At 72.0% G+C, this 16,014-nt stretch carries 16 protein-coding genes; 6 read left to right on the plus strand and 10 right to left on the minus strand.

The features are described from left to right. Nucleotides 1-4: 4 nt before the first annotated feature. The 5 genes from recO to leuA form a co-directional block, all read right to left on the minus strand. On the minus strand, nt 5-754 hold the full coding sequence (gene recO, locus ACFZAM_RS19225; RefSeq protein WP_355344550.1) for a DNA repair protein RecO: 750 nt from the start codon (nt 752-754) through the stop codon (nt 5-7). 70 nt (nt 755-824) lie between these two features. Next, entirely contained in the window at nt 825-1,517 is a 693-nt protein-coding gene (locus ACFZAM_RS19230; protein ID WP_355344548.1) for a response regulator transcription factor, read from the minus strand. Then, nucleotides 1,514-2,737: a histidine kinase gene (locus tag ACFZAM_RS19235; RefSeq protein ID WP_391047656.1), complete on the minus strand. Its 1,224-nt coding sequence runs from the start codon at nt 2,735-2,737 to the stop codon at nt 1,514-1,516. Before ACFZAM_RS19235 ends, ACFZAM_RS19230 begins: the two co-directional genes overlap by 4 nt. A 342-nt stretch (nt 2,738-3,079) precedes the next feature. Further along, nucleotides 3,080-3,796 (minus strand): TerB family tellurite resistance protein, encoded by a 717-nt coding sequence (locus ACFZAM_RS19240; RefSeq protein ID WP_391047470.1) that lies wholly within the window; start codon nt 3,794-3,796, stop codon nt 3,080-3,082. A 173-nt stretch (nt 3,797-3,969) separates the two neighbouring features. Next, on the minus strand, nt 3,970-5,733 hold the full coding sequence (gene leuA, locus ACFZAM_RS19245; protein ID WP_391047471.1) for a 2-isopropylmalate synthase: 1,764 nt from the start codon (nt 5,731-5,733) through the stop codon (nt 3,970-3,972). Between the two features lie 303 nt (nt 5,734-6,036). On the opposite strand from leuA, the gene ACFZAM_RS19250 reads away from it, so the two are divergent. Both ACFZAM_RS19250 and ACFZAM_RS19255 read left to right on the plus strand, forming a co-directional pair. Continuing rightward, a complete protein-coding gene (locus tag ACFZAM_RS19250; RefSeq protein WP_391047474.1) occupies nt 6,037-7,155 on the plus strand; it encodes a M4 family metallopeptidase in 1,119 nt (372 codons plus the stop codon). An 8-nt stretch (nt 7,156-7,163) separates the two neighbouring features. Continuing rightward, nucleotides 7,164-7,427: a protealysin inhibitor emfourin gene (locus tag ACFZAM_RS19255; RefSeq protein ID WP_391047658.1), complete on the plus strand. Its 264-nt coding sequence runs from the start codon at nt 7,164-7,166 to the stop codon at nt 7,425-7,427. A gap of 167 nt (nt 7,428-7,594) precedes the next feature. Here the strand turns inward: ACFZAM_RS19255 and ACFZAM_RS19260 are convergent, their stop codons facing one another. Together ACFZAM_RS19260 and ACFZAM_RS19265 are read right to left on the minus strand one after the other, a co-directional pair. After that, a complete protein-coding gene (locus ACFZAM_RS19260) occupies nt 7,595-8,410 on the minus strand; it encodes a transglycosylase SLT domain-containing protein (protein ID WP_355344534.1) in 816 nt (271 codons plus the stop codon). A gap of 300 nt (nt 8,411-8,710) precedes the next feature. After that, the gene (locus ACFZAM_RS19265; RefSeq protein ID WP_391047476.1) at nt 8,711-10,186 is read right to left on the minus strand and encodes a DHA2 family efflux MFS transporter permease subunit; all 1,476 of its coding nucleotides are present in this window, start codon (nt 10,184-10,186) and stop codon (nt 8,711-8,713) included. A 177-nt stretch (nt 10,187-10,363) separates the two neighbouring features. Between ACFZAM_RS19265 and ACFZAM_RS19270 the strand changes: the two genes are divergently transcribed. After that, complete coding sequence (locus ACFZAM_RS19270) at nt 10,364-11,407, plus strand: AsnC family transcriptional regulator (protein WP_391047478.1); 1,044 nt, start codon at nt 10,364-10,366, stop codon at nt 11,405-11,407. Nucleotides 11,408-11,454: 47 nt separating this feature from the next. On the opposite strand, the gene era is transcribed toward ACFZAM_RS19270, so the two are convergent. After that, nucleotides 11,455-12,396, minus strand: coding sequence for a GTPase Era (era, locus tag ACFZAM_RS19275; protein ID WP_355344525.1), 942 nt, complete (start codon nt 12,394-12,396; stop codon nt 11,455-11,457). Between the two features lie 212 nt (nt 12,397-12,608). Between era and ACFZAM_RS19280 the strand changes: the two genes are divergently transcribed. Both ACFZAM_RS19280 and ACFZAM_RS19285 read left to right on the plus strand, forming a co-directional pair. After that, a complete protein-coding gene (locus ACFZAM_RS19280) occupies nt 12,609-13,934 on the plus strand; it encodes an ammonium transporter (RefSeq protein WP_391047480.1) in 1,326 nt (441 codons plus the stop codon). Next, nucleotides 13,931-14,269 carry a P-II family nitrogen regulator gene (locus ACFZAM_RS19285; RefSeq protein WP_355344523.1) on the plus strand — a complete coding sequence of 113 codons (339 nt, stop codon included), beginning with the start codon at nt 13,931-13,933 and terminating at the stop codon, nt 14,267-14,269. The genes ACFZAM_RS19280 and ACFZAM_RS19285 overlap by 4 nt, the downstream gene beginning before the upstream one ends. Before the next feature lie 68 nt (nt 14,270-14,337). Here ACFZAM_RS19285 and ACFZAM_RS19290 read toward each other — a convergent pair whose 3' ends face one another. Further along, nucleotides 14,338-14,688: a cytidine deaminase gene (locus ACFZAM_RS19290; RefSeq protein WP_355344520.1), complete on the minus strand. Its 351-nt coding sequence runs from the start codon at nt 14,686-14,688 to the stop codon at nt 14,338-14,340. A gap of 139 nt (nt 14,689-14,827) precedes the next feature. On the opposite strand from ACFZAM_RS19290, the gene ACFZAM_RS19295 reads away from it, so the two are divergent. Next, nucleotides 14,828-15,022: a hypothetical protein gene (locus ACFZAM_RS19295; protein ID WP_355344517.1), complete on the plus strand. Its 195-nt coding sequence runs from the start codon at nt 14,828-14,830 to the stop codon at nt 15,020-15,022. A 159-nt stretch (nt 15,023-15,181) separates the two neighbouring features. On the opposite strand, the gene ACFZAM_RS19300 is transcribed toward ACFZAM_RS19295, so the two are convergent. Beyond that, the gene (locus tag ACFZAM_RS19300) at nt 15,182-16,006 is read right to left on the minus strand and encodes a helix-turn-helix domain-containing protein (RefSeq protein ID WP_391047661.1); all 825 of its coding nucleotides are present in this window, start codon (nt 16,004-16,006) and stop codon (nt 15,182-15,184) included. Nucleotides 16,007-16,014: the final 8 nt, after the last annotated feature.

Consider the following 16,014-nt stretch of genomic DNA (forward strand, 5'->3'; position numbering starts at 1 on the left):
CGGCTCAGGTCTTCTCGACGAACCGCAGGGAGCGCAGTCCGCGCTCCAGGTGCCACTGGAGGTAGGCCGCCACCAGCCCGCTGCCCTCACGGCAGTGGCGCGGCTCGCAGGCGTCCGCGGTCTCCCAGTCGCCGCCCAGCAGCGCGCCGAGCAGTTCCAGTGACTCCCGTGAGGGTACGACGCTTCCCGGCACCCGGCAGTCGCCGCAGACGACTCCTCCCGCCCCGACCGAAAAGAACCGGTTGGGACCGGTCATACCGCATTTGGCACAGTCGTCGAAGCTGGGCGCGTATCCGTTGACGGCCAGCGACCGCAGCAGGAAGGCGTCGAGCACCAGCCGCGGCTCGTGGTCGCCCGCCGCGAGCGTCCGCAGCGCGCCGACCAGCAGCAGATACTGCTGCACGGCGGGCTCGCCCTCGTGGTCGGTGAAGCGCTCCGCGGTCTCCAGCATCGCGGTGCCCGCGGTGTAGCGGTCGTAGTCGGTGACGATCGAGCCGCCGTACGGCGCGATCGTCTCGCCCTGTGTGCACAGCGGCAGACCGCGGCCGACCAGTTCCCCGCCGCGGACGAAGAACTGCACGTCGACGTGGCTGAACGGCTCCAGGCGCGCGCCGAACTTCGACTTCGTCCTGCGCACACCGCGGGCCACCGCCCGTACCCGTCCGTGCCGCCGGGTGAGCAGCGTGATGATCCGGTCCGCCTCACCCAGCTTCTGGGTGCGCAGCACGATGCCGTCGTCGCGGAACAGACTCATGGGCCCATTCTCGCGTACGGCGGGAGCGGTACGGCGACGGACGGCCGACCGGCTGCCGCCGGGCCCCGGCTCAGCGGTCGGCGCCGGGCGCGACCAGGCCGGACTCGTAGGCGGTGATGACGAGTTGGGCGCGGTCGCGGGCGCCGAGCTTGCCCATGATCCGGCTCACGTGCGTCTTGGCGGTGAGCGGGCTCAGGCCCAGCGCCTCACCGGTCTCCGCGTTGTTCAGGCCGCGCGCGACCAGCGTGAGGACTTCGCGCTCGCGCTCGGACAGCCCGCCGAGCCCGGCCGGGGCCGGGGCGCTGACCAGCGGCCGGTCCGGCAGCCGCAGCACCCGGGCGATCAGCCGCGCGGTGGGGCCGGGTGACAGCAGCGAGTCCCCGGCCGCCACGGTACGGATCGCGTCCAGCAGCTCCGCGGGCCTGGTGTCCTTGACCAGGAAGCCGGACGCGCCCGCGCGCAGCGCCGACACCACGTGCTGGTCGTCGTCGTAGGTGGTCAGTACGAGGATGCGCACACCCGCCAGGTCGTCGTCGGCGGCGATCCGCCGGGTGGCCTCGATGCCGTCGAGCTCCGGCATGCGGATGTCCATCACGATGACGTCGGCGCGGGCGCTGCGCGCCTGCTCGACCGCCTCCAGGCCGTTCGCCGCCTGCCCGACCACCTCCATGTCGCGGGCGGACTCCACCAGCATCGCGAACGCGGCCCGCACCAGCGTCTGGTCGTCGGCGAGCAGCACGCGGATCGGCGGCGGCGAGGTCATCTGTGGTCTCCCTGGTGATCGACGGTGAGCGGCAGCACGGCGCTGACCGCGAAGCCCGTACGGTCCTGGCGCGGCCCCGCGGTGAGGGTGCCGCCGACGCTGCGGGCGCGCTCGCGCATCCCGGCGATGCCGAAGCCCTCGGTGCGCCCCTCGGCGCGGTTCGCGGGCGCGGGGCCGCCGCAGGAGCCGTCGTCCTCGATCAGCAGGTGCAGGGCCGTCTCCCGGCGGTCCACCCGTACGGTGATCAGCGGGCTCGGGACCCCCGCGTGCCGTACCGCGTTGGTGAGCGACTCCTGGACGATCCGGAAGGCCGCGGCGCCCACCGCGGGCGGCACCGGCGCGACGCCCACGGCGTCGCCCAGGTCCACCCTGGCCCCCGCCGCCTCGGCGGCCTTGGCGAGGGCCGGTATCCCCGCGAGGTCGGGCAGCGGGCCGTCGCCGTCCGCGCGCAGCACCCGCAGCGTGGTCCGCAGCTCGGCGCGGGCCTCCCGGCAGGTGTCGGCGATCGTGTCGAGCGCGGCGGCCACCGCCGTACGGTCGAGCCGGTCGGGGTCGGCGACCAGGATGTGAGCGGCCACCGACGTCTGCACGCCGATCAGGGTGATGCTGTGCGCGAGCAGGTCGTGCAGGTCGCGGGCGATCCGCAGCCGCTCCTCCGCGACCCGGCGGGCCGCCTCCTCCTCGCGGGTGCGCTCGGCGCGCTCGGCCCGCCCGACGATCGCGGCCACGTAGTTGCGGTGCATCCGCACCACCTCGCCCGCCACCGCGACCGCGACGATCCAGCCGGCGCTCTTGAGCATGTCGGTGCCCGCGTGCGGCGCGCTGATCGTCGACATGATGGCCGCCATCAGCGCGATCACCGTCGGCAGCAGCAGGAACGTACGCAGGGGCGGCCCCGCGACCGCCAGCGCGTACAGCGCCACCATGCTCGACGGGATCGGCGCCACCTGGATGTTCTCCAGGTAGTGGTACGGCGCCACGAACGCCAGCATCCCGAGCATGCACACCAGCGGCGAACGCCGCCGCCACACCAGCACCAGCGCGCTGCCCACCAGCAGCGCCCAGCCCGCCAGGTCCGGCCGCCCGCTGGCCGGCTCCTCCGGCAGACAGCACGCCAGGAACGCCTCCACGGCGAACACGAGCGCGGCGAACGCCACGTCGGCGGGGGCGACCCGCGGTCCCGGCGCCGCCGGGATGCGCGGGGCGCGCAGAAGGTCCATGGTGAGCGCCACGGACCCATCCTCCCGGACGCGGGGTGCGCCGAGCCAGGTCACGGGGTCGCGGCGGGGCGCAGACGCGCCAGCGGTACGGCCCTGAGCCGCGGTACCGCCCACGGACGTGTGGTGACGTTCATGGGCTCCTCCGAAAGCCGAGGTCTTCTCCTACCGTCAGCTTCCTCCGCCGGGCTCGCCTTCCTCGTCCCGCCCAGGACCGATCCGGGGGCTACTCCCCCAGGAGTACGCCCTTCTTCGCGCAGGGCCTGTGCCCCGTCAGGGGCGCTGGGGGGCACCTTGAGAACAGGCCCTGCGCGCCAGGGCGCCCACGCGCGGGCGGACCGCAGGTCAGAGGGCCGCGGCGGCTCCGGCGAGGAGGCGGTCGATGTCGGTGAGGGGCAGGGAGAGACAGCGGCCGACGGCTTCGAGGACTTCGCGTTCCGCAGGAAGGTAGGGCCCGTCGGCGAGGGCGATGTGCGCGCCCTGGAGGAGAACCCGCTCGCGCCCGAGCGGCTCGAGGTGGTCGGCCAGCGGCTCGAGCGCCTCGTGGAGCTCGATGGACAGCCAGCTCCCGCACCCGTCGACCTCGTCGGCGAAGGAGTCGGGCCCGAGGGGGGCACCCCCCGAGCCGGAGGCGCCGTACCGGCCCTCGTCGGCGACGATGGCGGCGAGCAGCCCGAGCAACTGGTCCTCGGTGCAGTCGGAGAACCCGGCGGAGCGCACGGCGCCGACGGCGGCCTCGCGGGCCGGGCGGCCGGTGGCGCCGCCCGCGGTGAGGACGGCGAGCGCGATGGTGTGCACGGCGTCCCGCAGCATCGCGGAGAAGCGGGTGGTGGTGGGCCGCAGCAGGACGTCGGAGGCGTACTGCCGGTGGCAGGCGGTGCACTCGATGACGGTGCCCGCGGGGCCCCGGCGCAGGACCGGCACATTGAGCACGGTCAGTCTGCGGGTGCCGGTTCTGCGGTGGTAGGCACGGTCGCCGCCGCAATCAGGGCAGAAGAACTCACCGTCGTCCTCGGTGTGCCACGCCGTTCGCACACCCCAGATACACAGCCTCAGCTTCATCACGCTGCACCCTCCGGCCGTTCGGCAACGCTGCCGCACTGCCGTGATGTTAGCCACAGTCGGCGGTCGCAGTCAGTACCGCGTAAGGGGCAATTGCCTTGCGAGGGTGCTCGAACCGGTCCGCCCGGGGGTTTTCGCCCCTCGGACGGACCGGGTGAACCGGGTCAATCCCGTCAGCGCGCGGCCCGGTTGACGGCCGAGACCAGCGCCTGCAACGACGCGCGGGTGGTGTTGGGGTCGATGCCGATCCCCCACAGCACCTTTCCGTCGATCGCGCACTCGATGTACGAGGCGGCCCGCGCGGAGGCGCCCTCGCTCATGGTGTGCTCGGAGTAGTCCAGGACGCGGGCGTCGATGCCCACCCCGGCCAGCGCGTCGACGAAGGCCGAGATCGGGCCGTTGCCCGTACCGCTCAGGGTGGTCTCGACGCCGTCGACCACGGCCTCGACGGTGAGGGCGTCGGTGCCGTCGCTGGAGGTGGACGTCTGGGCGGAGCGCAGGGCGACCCGGCCCCACGGGTTGTCACTGGTGGGCAGGTACTCGTCCTGGAAGACCGACCAGATCTGCGCGGGGGTGACCTCGCCGCCCTCGCTGTCGGTCTTGGCCTGGATGATCCGGGAGAACTCGATCTGCATGCGCCGCGGCAGGTCCAGCTTGTGGCCGTTCTTCAGCACGTACGCGACGCCGCCCTTGCCGGACTGCGAGTTGACGCGGATGACGGCCTCGTACGAGCGGCCGACGTCCTTGGGGTCGATCGGCAGGTACGGCACCGCCCACTCGATGTCGTCGACGGTCTTGCCCTCGGCGGCGGCGGTGGCCTCCATCGCCTCGAAGCCCTTCTTGATGGCGTCCTGGTGGGAGCCGGAGAAGGAGGTGTAGACCAGGTCGCCCGCGTAGGGGTGGCGCGGGTGGACCTCCATCTGGTTGCAGTACTCGGCGGTGCGACGGATCTCGTCGATCTGCGAGAAGTCGATCTGCGGGTCGACGCCCTGGCTGAACAGGTTCATGCCCAGCGTCACCAGGTCGACGTTGCCGGTGCGCTCGCCCTGCCCGAACAGGCAGCCCTCGACCCGGTCCGCGCCGGCCATGAGCGCCAGTTCGGCGGCGGCCACGGCCGTACCGCGGTCGTTGTGCGGGTGCACGGACAGGCACACGTACTCGCGGCGGGACAGGTTCCGCGACATCCACTCGAAGCGGTCGGCGTGCGTGGAGGGGGTGGAACGCTCCACGGTGGCGGGCAGGTTGAGGATGATCTCGCGGCCCGGCTCGGGCTGCCAGACGTCCATCACGCCCTCGCAGACCTCCAGGGCGAAGTCCAGCTCGGTGTCGGTGAAGATCTCCGGGCTGTACTGGTAGCCGAAGACGGTGTCGTCGCCCAGGATCTTCTCGGCGTACTCCATCACCAGCCGGGTGCCGTCCACCGCGATCGCCTTGACCTGGTCACGGCTGCCGCGGAAGACGACGCGGCGGAAGACCGGCGCGGTCGCGTTGTACAGGTGGACGGTGGCGCGGGGTACGCCGCGCAGGGCCTCGACGGTGCGCTCGATCAGTTCTTCGCGCGCCTGGGTCAGGACGGAGACCGTCACGTCCTCGGGGATCGCGTCGCCCTCGATCAGGGAGCGTACGAAGTCGAAGTCGGTCTGGCCCGAGGACGGGAAGCCGATCTCGATCTCCTTGTAGCCCATGCGGACCAGCAGGTCGAACATCTCGCGCTTGCGGGTGGGCGACATGGGGTCGATCAGCGCCTGGTTGCCGTCGCGCAGGTCCGTGGAGAGCCAGCGGGGCGCCTGGGTGATGCGGGCGTTCGGCCAGGTGCGGTCGGCGATGTCCACGGCCTCGTAGTGGCCGTACTTGTGGACCGGCATCACACTGGGGCGCTGGCGCGCGGTGGCCGTGGTGATGGGCGTGGGACGGCCGACGCGATTGGGGGTTGTCATGGGGCTCTGGCTCCTCGGGGGTCCGGCTGAGTGTCGGCCGACGGCGATGGCACGCCTGAACTCCGCGGGGAGGGGGTCGGCCTACGACTACAGGCCCTCGCCGCGGCAGCTAAGGAGAAGCAGCCCGAAACGCATGATGGGACGACCATAACCGAGGCGGCCGGAATCACGTAGCCGGTACGAAGATCCTCTCAGCATGCAAGATGCACGGTTCTGTCCACTCAAACCATGATCCTTCGCTCCTTTTCGTCAATCATCGTCGCAACCCGTGACAGCGACTGTGACGCGTGCCACATTGCCGCCATGACTGCCACGCATGCGCCCAACGCCGTCTTCTGCACGATCGTGCCGCCGCACGTGCTCGACAAGCTGTCCCGTTCCGAGGACTCCGGGGTCTCGGGACCCGCCCGCCGCACCCTGGAGCAGGACGCGCTGCAACGCACCAGGCGCCGCCTGACCACGGTGATCGGCGCCACCGCCGTCACCGGGGCCGCCGCCTCCGACCAGCCGCGACGGACCGTTCACGACGCCAAGCACCAGGACACGCTGCCGGGGCGCAAGGTGCGCGCCGAGGGCGCCAAGCCGTCCAAGGACGCGAGCGTCAACCGGGCGTACGACGCGCTCGGCGCGACCTTCGAGACGTATCTGAAGGCGTACGGGCGTCACTCGATCGACGACGCGGGCCTGCCGCTGGTGGCCAGCGTCCACTACCTCCAGGGCTACAACAACGCCTTCTGGAACGGCCAGCAGATGGTCTTCGGGGACGGCGACGGCGAGATCTTCCTGGACTTCACCCTTCCGCTGGACGTGATCGGCCACGAGTTGACGCACGGCGTCACCCAGTACAGCGCCAACCTGGACTATTTCGGGCAGTCCGGCGCGCTCAACGAGTCCGTCTCCGATGTCTTCGGCAGCCTCATCAAGCAGTTCACGCTCGGGCAGAGCGCGGAGCAGGCCGACTGGCTGATCGGCGCCGGGCTGCTCGCACCGGGCGTCGACGGCCACGCGCTGCGCTCGATGAAGGAGCCCGGCACCGCCTACGACGACCCGCGGCTCGGCAAGGACCCGCAGCCCGGCACGATGGACGGCTACGTCACCACCTCGCGCGACAACGGCGGCGTGCACATCAACTCGGGCATCCCCAACCACGCCTTCTACCTCCTGGCGGCCGAGCTGGGCGGCAACGCCTGGGAGCAGGCCGGGCAGATCTGGTACGACACCCTCACCGGCGGCTCGCTGTCGCCGCACGCCCAGTTCGCGGACTTCGCCGCGGCCACCGCCGCGGCGGCCAAGGCCCGCTACGGTGAAGGCGAGCAGCACCAGGCGGTGCTCTCGTCCTGGTCCCGGGTGGGCGTCGCTCCGGCCGCCGCCCCCGCGGCCGAGGTCCCCCGCCAGCAGCCCGGCCAGCCGCAGGAGGCGTGACACAGCCCATGCGTATCGAGGTGGTCCGCTCCGGCGGCTTCGCGGGCATCCCCCGCCGCGCCGCCCTCGACACGGCGGGCCGCCCCGACGCGGGCCGCCTCACCTCCCTGGCCGAGGCCGTCCTGGCCGCTCCGCCGCCCTCGGGCCCCCCGGTCCCCGACGGCTTCACCTACGCCATCACCGCCGACGGCCGCACCGCCCACTGCGCCGACCCCCACCTGACCCCCGCCCAACGCGAACTGATCGAGGCGGTCCTGGGCGAGGGCGCGTAGGCCGCCCCCGTCCGAAGACCTGGAATCCCGGTGACCGACCCGCTGCTTCTCACGGGCGTCTAGGCACCTGGCCGGCCGGACCGGCGGGCGCCGCTGACGCCGGAAGGGCGGCGGGGCCGTGGGGCCTCGCCGCCCTTCCGGGGTGCGGTGGGTGGTGAAGTGCGCGATCAGTACGCGGAATTCACGTTGTCCATCGAGCCGTAGCGGTCGGCCGCGTAGTTGCAGGCGGCGGTGATGTTGGCGACCGGGTCGTAGATGTCCCACGAAGTACCGGACACGTGGTAGGTCTTGAAGGTCGGGTCGATCACCTGGAGCAGGCCCTTGGAGGGAATGCCGTTCCGGGCATTGATGTCCCAGTTGTTGATGGCCTTCGGGTTACCGCTGGACTCGCGGATGATGTTCTTGTGAATCCCGTTGTAGCTGGCGGGAATTCCCTTGGAGTGCAGGATGTCCAGCGACTGCTTGATCCAGCCGTCGAGGTTGTTCGAGTAGGACTTGGCGGCGGCCTTGACGGGCGTGGCGGCGGCGGCCTTCTTCGGCGCGGCGACGGGAGCGCGCTTGGTCGAGCGGTTCGCGGCGGACTTCTGCTTCGCGCGGTCGGCGGCGTCGGCCGCGGCCTTCTTCTTGGCGGCCTCGGCGTCCGCCTTCTTCTTCGCGGCGTCGGCCTGCTTGGCGGCCTCGGCCTTCTTCGCCGCGTTGGCCTGGTCGGTCTTCTTCTGCGCGGCGTCCCTGATGGACTTCTGCGACGCGAGGCCGGTCTGCGCGTTCAGGTCCTTGACCTGCGTACCGGTGGAGACCGAGAACCCGGCCGGGTTGCTCGCCGCGGTCGCCGAACCGGCACCTGCGGTCGCTTCCAGACCGGTAACGGTCAGCACGACCGCGGCAGCGGCGACAGCGCCGGCGGCCGTGATCTTGTGCTTCTTCGGCATCCGGTTGAACGCGGTGAACGTAGGGAGCTTCTTCGGGATCGTGGGGAGCTGCATTCGGGAATTACCTCTTCCTCCGTAGCGGACCAGTGAATTGTTAGAGGCGGGCAATTCAGAGGTCAAAGACCCCGTCTACGGATTGCATTCGTAGACGGGGTCGGGAGGAGGCGTTTTCCCGTCAATACGGGAGGCGCGGTGTACTAAGCGGCTTCGTATGTGACCTGCGTCCTATCGAGGGGATCACAAAGGGGTGCCCCCTCTGTCGCGGTGCGTGAAAGAGGGGGCACTTTGTGTGTCCGTCATATGTGGCGCCGGTCACTCAAAAGCGGGTGAATCGGGTGAAGCGGTCGTCGGCCGTCATTTCAGGCCGGTGGCGACCTCCTCCACCGCGCTGACCTGGGGCTTTCCCTCAGCCTCGGCCGAGGCGTCACCGTCGGCGGCCGGAGCGGGAGCAGAGGCGGCAGCGGCGGGGCGGAGCGTGGCCAGGACGAGCACGGCTCCGGCCAGCGCGGCGACCGCCGCGTAAAGGGAAATGCGGTCCAGGCCCGAGGCGTATCCGGCCCGCAGCGAGCCGCCGCCCGCGGTCGTGTCGCGCAGCCGCGAGGTGAAGACGGCGCCGAATACCGCGATGCCGAGCGTCATTCCGAGCTGGCGGAAGGTGTTGACGGCGGCGCCCGCCATGCCCGCGCGCTGCGGGGGCACGGCCTCCACGGCGGCCGAGACCAGAACGGGGGTGGCCAGCCCCGCGCCCACACCGACGATCGCCAGGCCCGCGAAGAGGGCGGACTGCCCGGACGAGGCGTGCACGGACAGCCACAGCGCCGCGCAGCCCGCCGCGATCAGGACGAGACCGCCGGCGATCGGCAGCCGGGGCGCGACGCGGTGCATGTGCCGGCCCGCGACGGCCGCTGCCAGGAAGGACGCCCCGGCCAGCGGCATCAGGGCCAGACCGCCGCGGATCGGGCTGAGGCCGAGGACGTTCTGGAGCCACAGTGAGAGGTAGACCAGGCCGCTGAAGGCCGCCGCCTGGTAGAGCAGGGCGCCGCCGAGCAGGCCGGAGAAGCTGGCGCGGCGCAGCAGCGCCAGGTCGAGCATGGGGTGCGCGGACCTGGCCTCGGCGACGACGAAGCCGACGACGGCCAGGGCGGCGACCGCGAAGGCGGTCAGGGTCAGCGACTCGGTCCAGCCGTGCTCGCCGCCGCGGATCAGCGCGTACGTGAGCGAGGCCGCCGCGAGGGTGAAGGCGGCGGCGCCCGGCAGGTCCAGGCGTCCGGCGCCGCGCCGCCCGGCGGGCAGCACCTTCAGCGTGAGCGCGACGGCGACGACCGCGATCGGCAGGTTGACCAGGAAGATCGCCTGCCAGCCGAAGCCCTGGGTGAGCAGGCCGCCGAGGATGGGCCCGGCAGCGGCGGCGGCGCCGTTGACCGCGCCCCAGACGCCGAAGGCGGTGCCGCGGTCGCGGCCGTGGTAGGTCGCGGACACCAGCGCGGCCGAGGTGGCGAACATCGCGGCGCCGCCCACGCCCTGCACGGCCCGCGCGGTGATCAGCGCGGCGGTGTTCGGCGACAGGGCCGCCGCCAGCGAGGCGAGGGCGAAGACGACGAGCCCGGCCGCGTAGATCCGCCGGTGTCCGAAGAGGTCGGCGAGCGAGCCCGCCACCATCAGCAGGGCGGCGAGGGCGAGCGCGTAGATGTCCATCACCCACTGCAAGGAGGTGAAGGACGCGTCGAGGTCGGACGCCATGCTCGGCAGGGCGACGTTCACGATGGTGACGTCGACCAGCAGGATGAAGGCGCCCAGGCAGATCGCCACGAGGGGCAGCCATTTGCGCATGGGTGGAACTCCGTTCGGGAGCGGACCTCGCGGGCCTGACGGACCTCAAGGGGTCCGCGAGTCCGGCGGATCGTGCGGATCGTGGGGTGCAGCGGTTCCCACGATCCGTGACGCCCGGTCCGCGCCACAGTCAGCGATGCCTTGGCGGCGGAATCCGACATCCCCTAGCCTTGCCCGATGGAATCCGACACGACATGGGACATGCTGGAGGGACTCGACGAGCTGGACCACCGGGTCGTGCACGCCCTCCAGATCGACGGCCGGGCGCCGTTCCGCCGGATCGGCGAGGTGCTCGGCGTCTCCGACCAGACCGTGGCCCGCCGCTACGGCCGCCTCCGCTCCAGCGGACTGCTGCGGGTGGTGGGCCTGACCGACCCGCACCGGATCGGTGTGACGCCGTGGTTCGTACGGGTGCGGTGCACCCCGGACGCGGCGGCCTCGGTCAGCGAGGCGCTGGCCCGGCGTACCGACACCCGCTGGGTCAGCCTCATCTCGGGCGGCACCGAGATCTTCTGCCTGGTGCAGGCCGCGCTCCCCCAGGGGGACGACTCGCTGCTGCTCCAGAAGCTGCCGCGCACACCGCGCGTGGTGCAGGTGACCGCGCAGGCGATGCTGCACGTCTTCTTCGGGCAGGATCTGAGCCCGGTGACCAAGGCGGGCTGGCTGAGCGCGGACGAGGCGCGGGCGCTGGTCGTGGCGGACGCGCAGGCCCCGGCCCCGGAGAGCACGGCGCCGTATCCGCTGGCCTCCGACGACCAGCCGCTGCTCGACGCGCTCGCGGTGGACGGCCGGACGCCCGCCGCCGAACTGGCCGAGGTCACCGGCTGGTCGCAGACGACGGTACGGCGGCGCATGTCGGAGCTGCGGGCGGCCGGGGTCCTCTACTACGACCTGGACTTCGACCGGCGCGCGCTCCAGCCCGCGCTGAGGACGGGGCTGTGGCTGGAGGTCGAGCCCGCCCGTCTGGCCGAGGTGGGGGCGGCGCTCGCCGCCCACCACGAGATCGCCTTCGCGGCGGCGACCACCGGCACGGCCAACGTCTACGCCTCCGTGAACTGCCAGGACGCCAGCGCGCTCTACCGCTATCTGACCGGGCCCGTCGCCGAGCTGCCCGGCATCCGGCGTACCGAGACCTCGCCCCTGCACCGCACGATCAAGGGCGCGAGCCCCCTGCCCGCCCCCAGCGCCAGGACCCGCCTGGCGGACGCCGACCGCACCTGACCCGCCGCGGGCGGCCCACGGTCGGCGAACCGCGAGCCGGCCGCGGGTCAGAAGCCGAGCTTGCGGAGCTGCTTCGGGTCGCGCTGCCAGTCCTTGGCGACCTTCACGTGGAGGTCGAGGAAGACCGGGGTGCCCAGCAGGGCCTCGATCTGGGTGCGGGACTTCATGCCGACCTCCTTCAGGCGGGCGCCCTTGGGGCCGATGATGATGCCCTTCTGGCTGGGCCGCTCGATGTAGAGGTTGGCGTGGATGTCGAGCAGCGGCCGGTTCTCTGGGCGGCCCTCGCGCGGCAGCATCTCCTCGACGACGACGGCGATGGAGTGCGGCAGTTCGTCGCGTACGCCTTCGAGCGCGGCCTCGCGGATCAGCTCGGCGACCATGACCTGCTCGGGCTCGTCGGTGAGGTCGCCCTCGGGGTAGAGCAGCGGGCCCTCCGGCAGCAGCGGCACCAGCAGGTCGGCCAGCAGCTCGACCTGGTCGCCGCCGGTCGCGGAGACCGGCACGATCTCGGCCCACTCGATGCCGATGTCGCGGCCGAGCTTGTCCACGGCGAGCAGCTGCTCGCGCAGCGTCTGTCCGTCGACCAGGTCGGTCTTGGTGACGATGGCGACCTTCGGCGTCTTCTTGATCCCGGCCAGCTCGCGCGCGATGAAGGTGTCGCCGGGGCCGAGCTTCTGGTCGGCGGGCAGGCAGAAGCCGATCACGTCGACCTCCGACCAGGTGGTGCGCACCACGTCGTTGAGCCGCTCGCCGAGCAGCGTGCGCGGCTTGTGCAGCCCCGGGGTGTCGACCAGCACGAGTTGGGCGTCCGGCCGGTGCACGATGCCGCGCACGGTGTGCCGGGTGGTCTGCGGCCGGTTGGAGGTGATCGCCACCTTCTGGCCGACCAGAGCGTTCGTGAGGGTGGACTTCCCGGCGTTGGGGCGGCCGACGAAACAGGCGAAACCGGACCGGTGCGGGGTGTCTGCGGGCTGGGTACGAGCGCTCATGCGCCCATTCTCCCCGAAGACGGGGGTGCCTGAGCCCGCCCCCGCCCGTACGGCACCCGCCGGGGCCCTTCTCCGGCGGCCCGCGGGTGACGGCACGGTGATCTGCCGGAAACCCTCGCGCAACACGAAACACGGCGGAAACACGTATGCCCACAACCGGAAATACGCGCCCGTGACGCTCTTCCCCAGCCGTCCATGGAAGGGACTCCCCCGTGCTGCTCCTGTCCGCCGGTCAACCCGCGGTCGACGCGGGCGACACCGCCTGGCTGCTGGCCGCCACCGCGCTGGTCCTGCTGATGACCCCCGGCCTCGCGCTCTTCTACGGCGGCATGGTCCGCAGCAAGAGCGTCCTCAACATGTTCATGATGAGCTTCGTGTCGATCGCGCTGGTCACCGTGGTCTGGCTGACCGCCGGTTACACCCTCGCCTTCGGCCCCGACGCCGGCGGCCTCGGCCTGATCGGCGGCCTGGACCACCTCGGGATGCACGGCATCACCCCGACGACCGTCACCGGCCATGTGCCGACCCTGCTCTTCGCCGCCTTCCAGCTCACCTTCGCGATCGTCACCGCCGCGCTGATCAGCGGCGCCGTCGCGGACCGCGCGCGGTTCGGCGCGTGGGTGGTGTTCGTCCTGGTGTGGACGCTGGCCGTATACGTACCCGTCGCGCACTGGGTGTTCGGCACCGGCGGGTGGATCGTCGGCGAACTGGGCGCGCTGGACTTCGCGGGCGGGACCGTCGTGGAGGTGTGCTCGGGCTCCTCCGGGCTCGCGCTGGCGATCGTGCTCGGGCCCCGGCTCGGCTTCCGCAAGGACTCGATGCGCCCGCACAATCTGCCGCTGGTGCTGCTCGGCGCGGGCCTGCTCTGGTTCGGCTGGTTCGGCTTCAACGCCGGGTCCGCGCTCGGCGCCAACGGCCTGGCCGCCGCCGCCTTCGTCAACACCCAGGCGGCGGGCTGCGCCGGGCTGCTCGGCTGGCTGCTGGTCGAGAAGCGCAGGGACGGGCACGCCACCACCCTGGGCGCCGCGTCCGGCGCGGTCGCCGGTCTCGTCGCCATCACCCCGTCCTGCGGCAGCGTCGACATGGTGGGCGCGCTGGTCGTCGGGCTCTGCGCCGGGGTGCTCTGCTCGTACGCCGTGAGCTGGAAGTTCCGCTGGGGCGTGGACGACTCGCTCGACGTGGTCGGCGTCCACCTCGTCGGCGGCGTGGTCGGCACCCTGCTCATCGGCCTGCTCGCCACCGCCACCATGACCGGCGGCCCCGAGGGCCTGTTGTACGGCGGCGGCCTCGGCCAGCTCGGCAGACAGGCGGTCGCGGTCGCGGCGGTCGGGGCGTACGCCTTCGCCGTGACGTACGGCATCGGGCGGGCGATCGACCGGCTGATGGGCTTCCGGGCGAGCGAGGAGGAGGAACGGACCGGCCTCGACCTGACCGTGCACGCCGAGACCGCCTACGATCACGGCGTACTGACGCACGGCACGTCGCTCCCCGCGCACAAGGCCGCTGCTCACGTCCCGGACAGGAGCACCCTCGGATGAAGCTGGTCACCGCGGTCATCAAGCCGTTCAAACTGGACGACGTGAAGACCGCACTCCAGGAGATGGGCGTGCACGGCCTCACCGTCACCGAGGCCAGCGGCTACGGGCGCCAGCGCGGCCACACCGAGGTCTACCGCGGCGCCGAGTACCGGGTCGACCTCGTCCCCAAGGCCCGGGTGGAGGTGCTGGTCGAGGACGCCGACGTCGAGGCCGTCATCGAGACGCTCGTGGCCGCGGCCCGCACCGGCAAGATCGGTGACGGCAAGGTGTGGGCGGTGCCGGTCGAGACGGCCGTACGGGTCAGGACCGGGGAGCGCGGACCCGACGCGCTCTAGGGTGCCTCCCGCCGCGCCGGACAGGCCCCAGGGCCTGTCCGGCGGATCACGAACGGCCCCTTCGACCCCTAGCCCGCGGTGACCGTGCTCCGGACCGTACCGTCCGGGGCCGCGAGGATCACCGGCGTGGCCGGGCCGCCCAGGTCCCCGACGACGGCGCGGTCCCGGTCCGCGGCGGCGGTCTCCGCCGTGACCACGACGGCCGCCTCCAGCGAGGTCGCCCCGCTCGCCACCGCCATCGCCACCGCCGTCTGGAGCGCGCTGAGATTCAGCGACGCCAGCGCCACGGGGCCCGCCACATAGGTCCGGCCCATCTCGTCCCGTACCGCCGCGCCTTCCGGCGCGCCGTTACGGGCACGGACCGACCGGGCCAACGTGATGAGTTTCCGGTCTTCCGGGTCCACGGTCGCATCGCTCATGCGCCGACCTTATCCGCCGCCCCGCACGCGCCTTCGCGGAGGTGGCCCCCGGTGTCGTCACCCTGGGTGGCCGAAGATGCGCGGAAAGCGAACCGCGCTTAGCGTGGGTCGTGCAGTCCTCCTCGTCTGAGGTGATTCGATGCTTCTGCACCTGCCCTTCGTCATCGTCCTCGCCGTCGCGGCCTTCTTCCTGAAGCGGAAGGGCTCGATGAAGGCGACCCACGCTCTCGTCTGCGGTGCCTTCGGGTTCTATCTGGCGGACACGAGCCTGGCCACGTCGATCCAGGCGGCCAGCGCCAACCTGGTCTCGATGATCGGCACCTTCGGCACCTGAGGTCCCGAGAGCATGAGTGCCTGAGGTCCCGAGAGCCCGAGGTCCCGAGAGCCCGGGTGCCCGAGAGCCTGAGTGCCTGAGGTCCCGAGTGCCCGAGACCCCGGCGATCCGGACCCGTCCGGGGGACCCGCGGGCCCGGAAATCCTCAGGCCCCCGCGGTCAGCTCGCCCGCTCGTCCACCGAGCGGAACGACCCGCGCCGCTGCTCCGGTGACGCCAGCCACTGGAGCTTGGCGGCGGTGTCGGTGTCCGGCAGCGGATTGTGCATCACGATGGTGAGGTCGGGGCGGGCCGGGATGCGCAGTTGGGTGCTCTCGAAGTGGAGGTCGCCCACGAGCGGGTGGCTCAGCTCCTTAATGAGCTGGCCGCTGGGCTGGACGTCGCCGAGCGCCCACAGCTCGGCGAATTCCGTGCTGACCGCCGCCAGTTCGGAGACGATCCGGTGGAAGCCCTCGTCGTCCGGGTACTCCGAGGCGGCGGCGCGGTACTGGGCGACGATGGTCGCCGCCAGCGTCGCGTGCCGGTCGGCGCGGCCCCGGTAGACGGGGTCGGTGAAGAAGCTGACCAGGCAGTTGGTGTCGCGCGCGGTGAAGGCGAAGGTCTGCCGGGCCGGCTCGTTGAACGCCAGGATGTTCCAGTAGGCGTCCATGATGTGCGCGGGGAACGGCGACCAGGACTCGATCAGCCGGTAGAGCCCCTCGCAGAAGTCGGCGTCGGGCACCGCTTCCGGCAGCGGCGGATTGAGCCCGGCGAGCACGTACAGATGGCGCCGCTCCGGACCGGTCAGGCGCAGCACGCGCGCGACCGCGTCGAGGACCTGCGGGGAGACGGTGATGTCGCGTCCCTGTTCGAGCCACTGGTACCAGGACGCGCCGACCCCGGCCAGCACGGCGACCTCCTCGCGGCGCAGCCCCGGTGTGCGGCGCCGGGCGCCGCCGTCCGGGAGTCCGGCCTGCGCGGGCGAGATCCGGGCCCTGCGGGCCATCAGGAAGT

Source organism: Streptomyces sp. NPDC008079, assembly GCF_042957385.1.
Classification (GTDB): Bacteria; Actinomycetota; Actinomycetes; order Streptomycetales; family Streptomycetaceae; genus Actinacidiphila.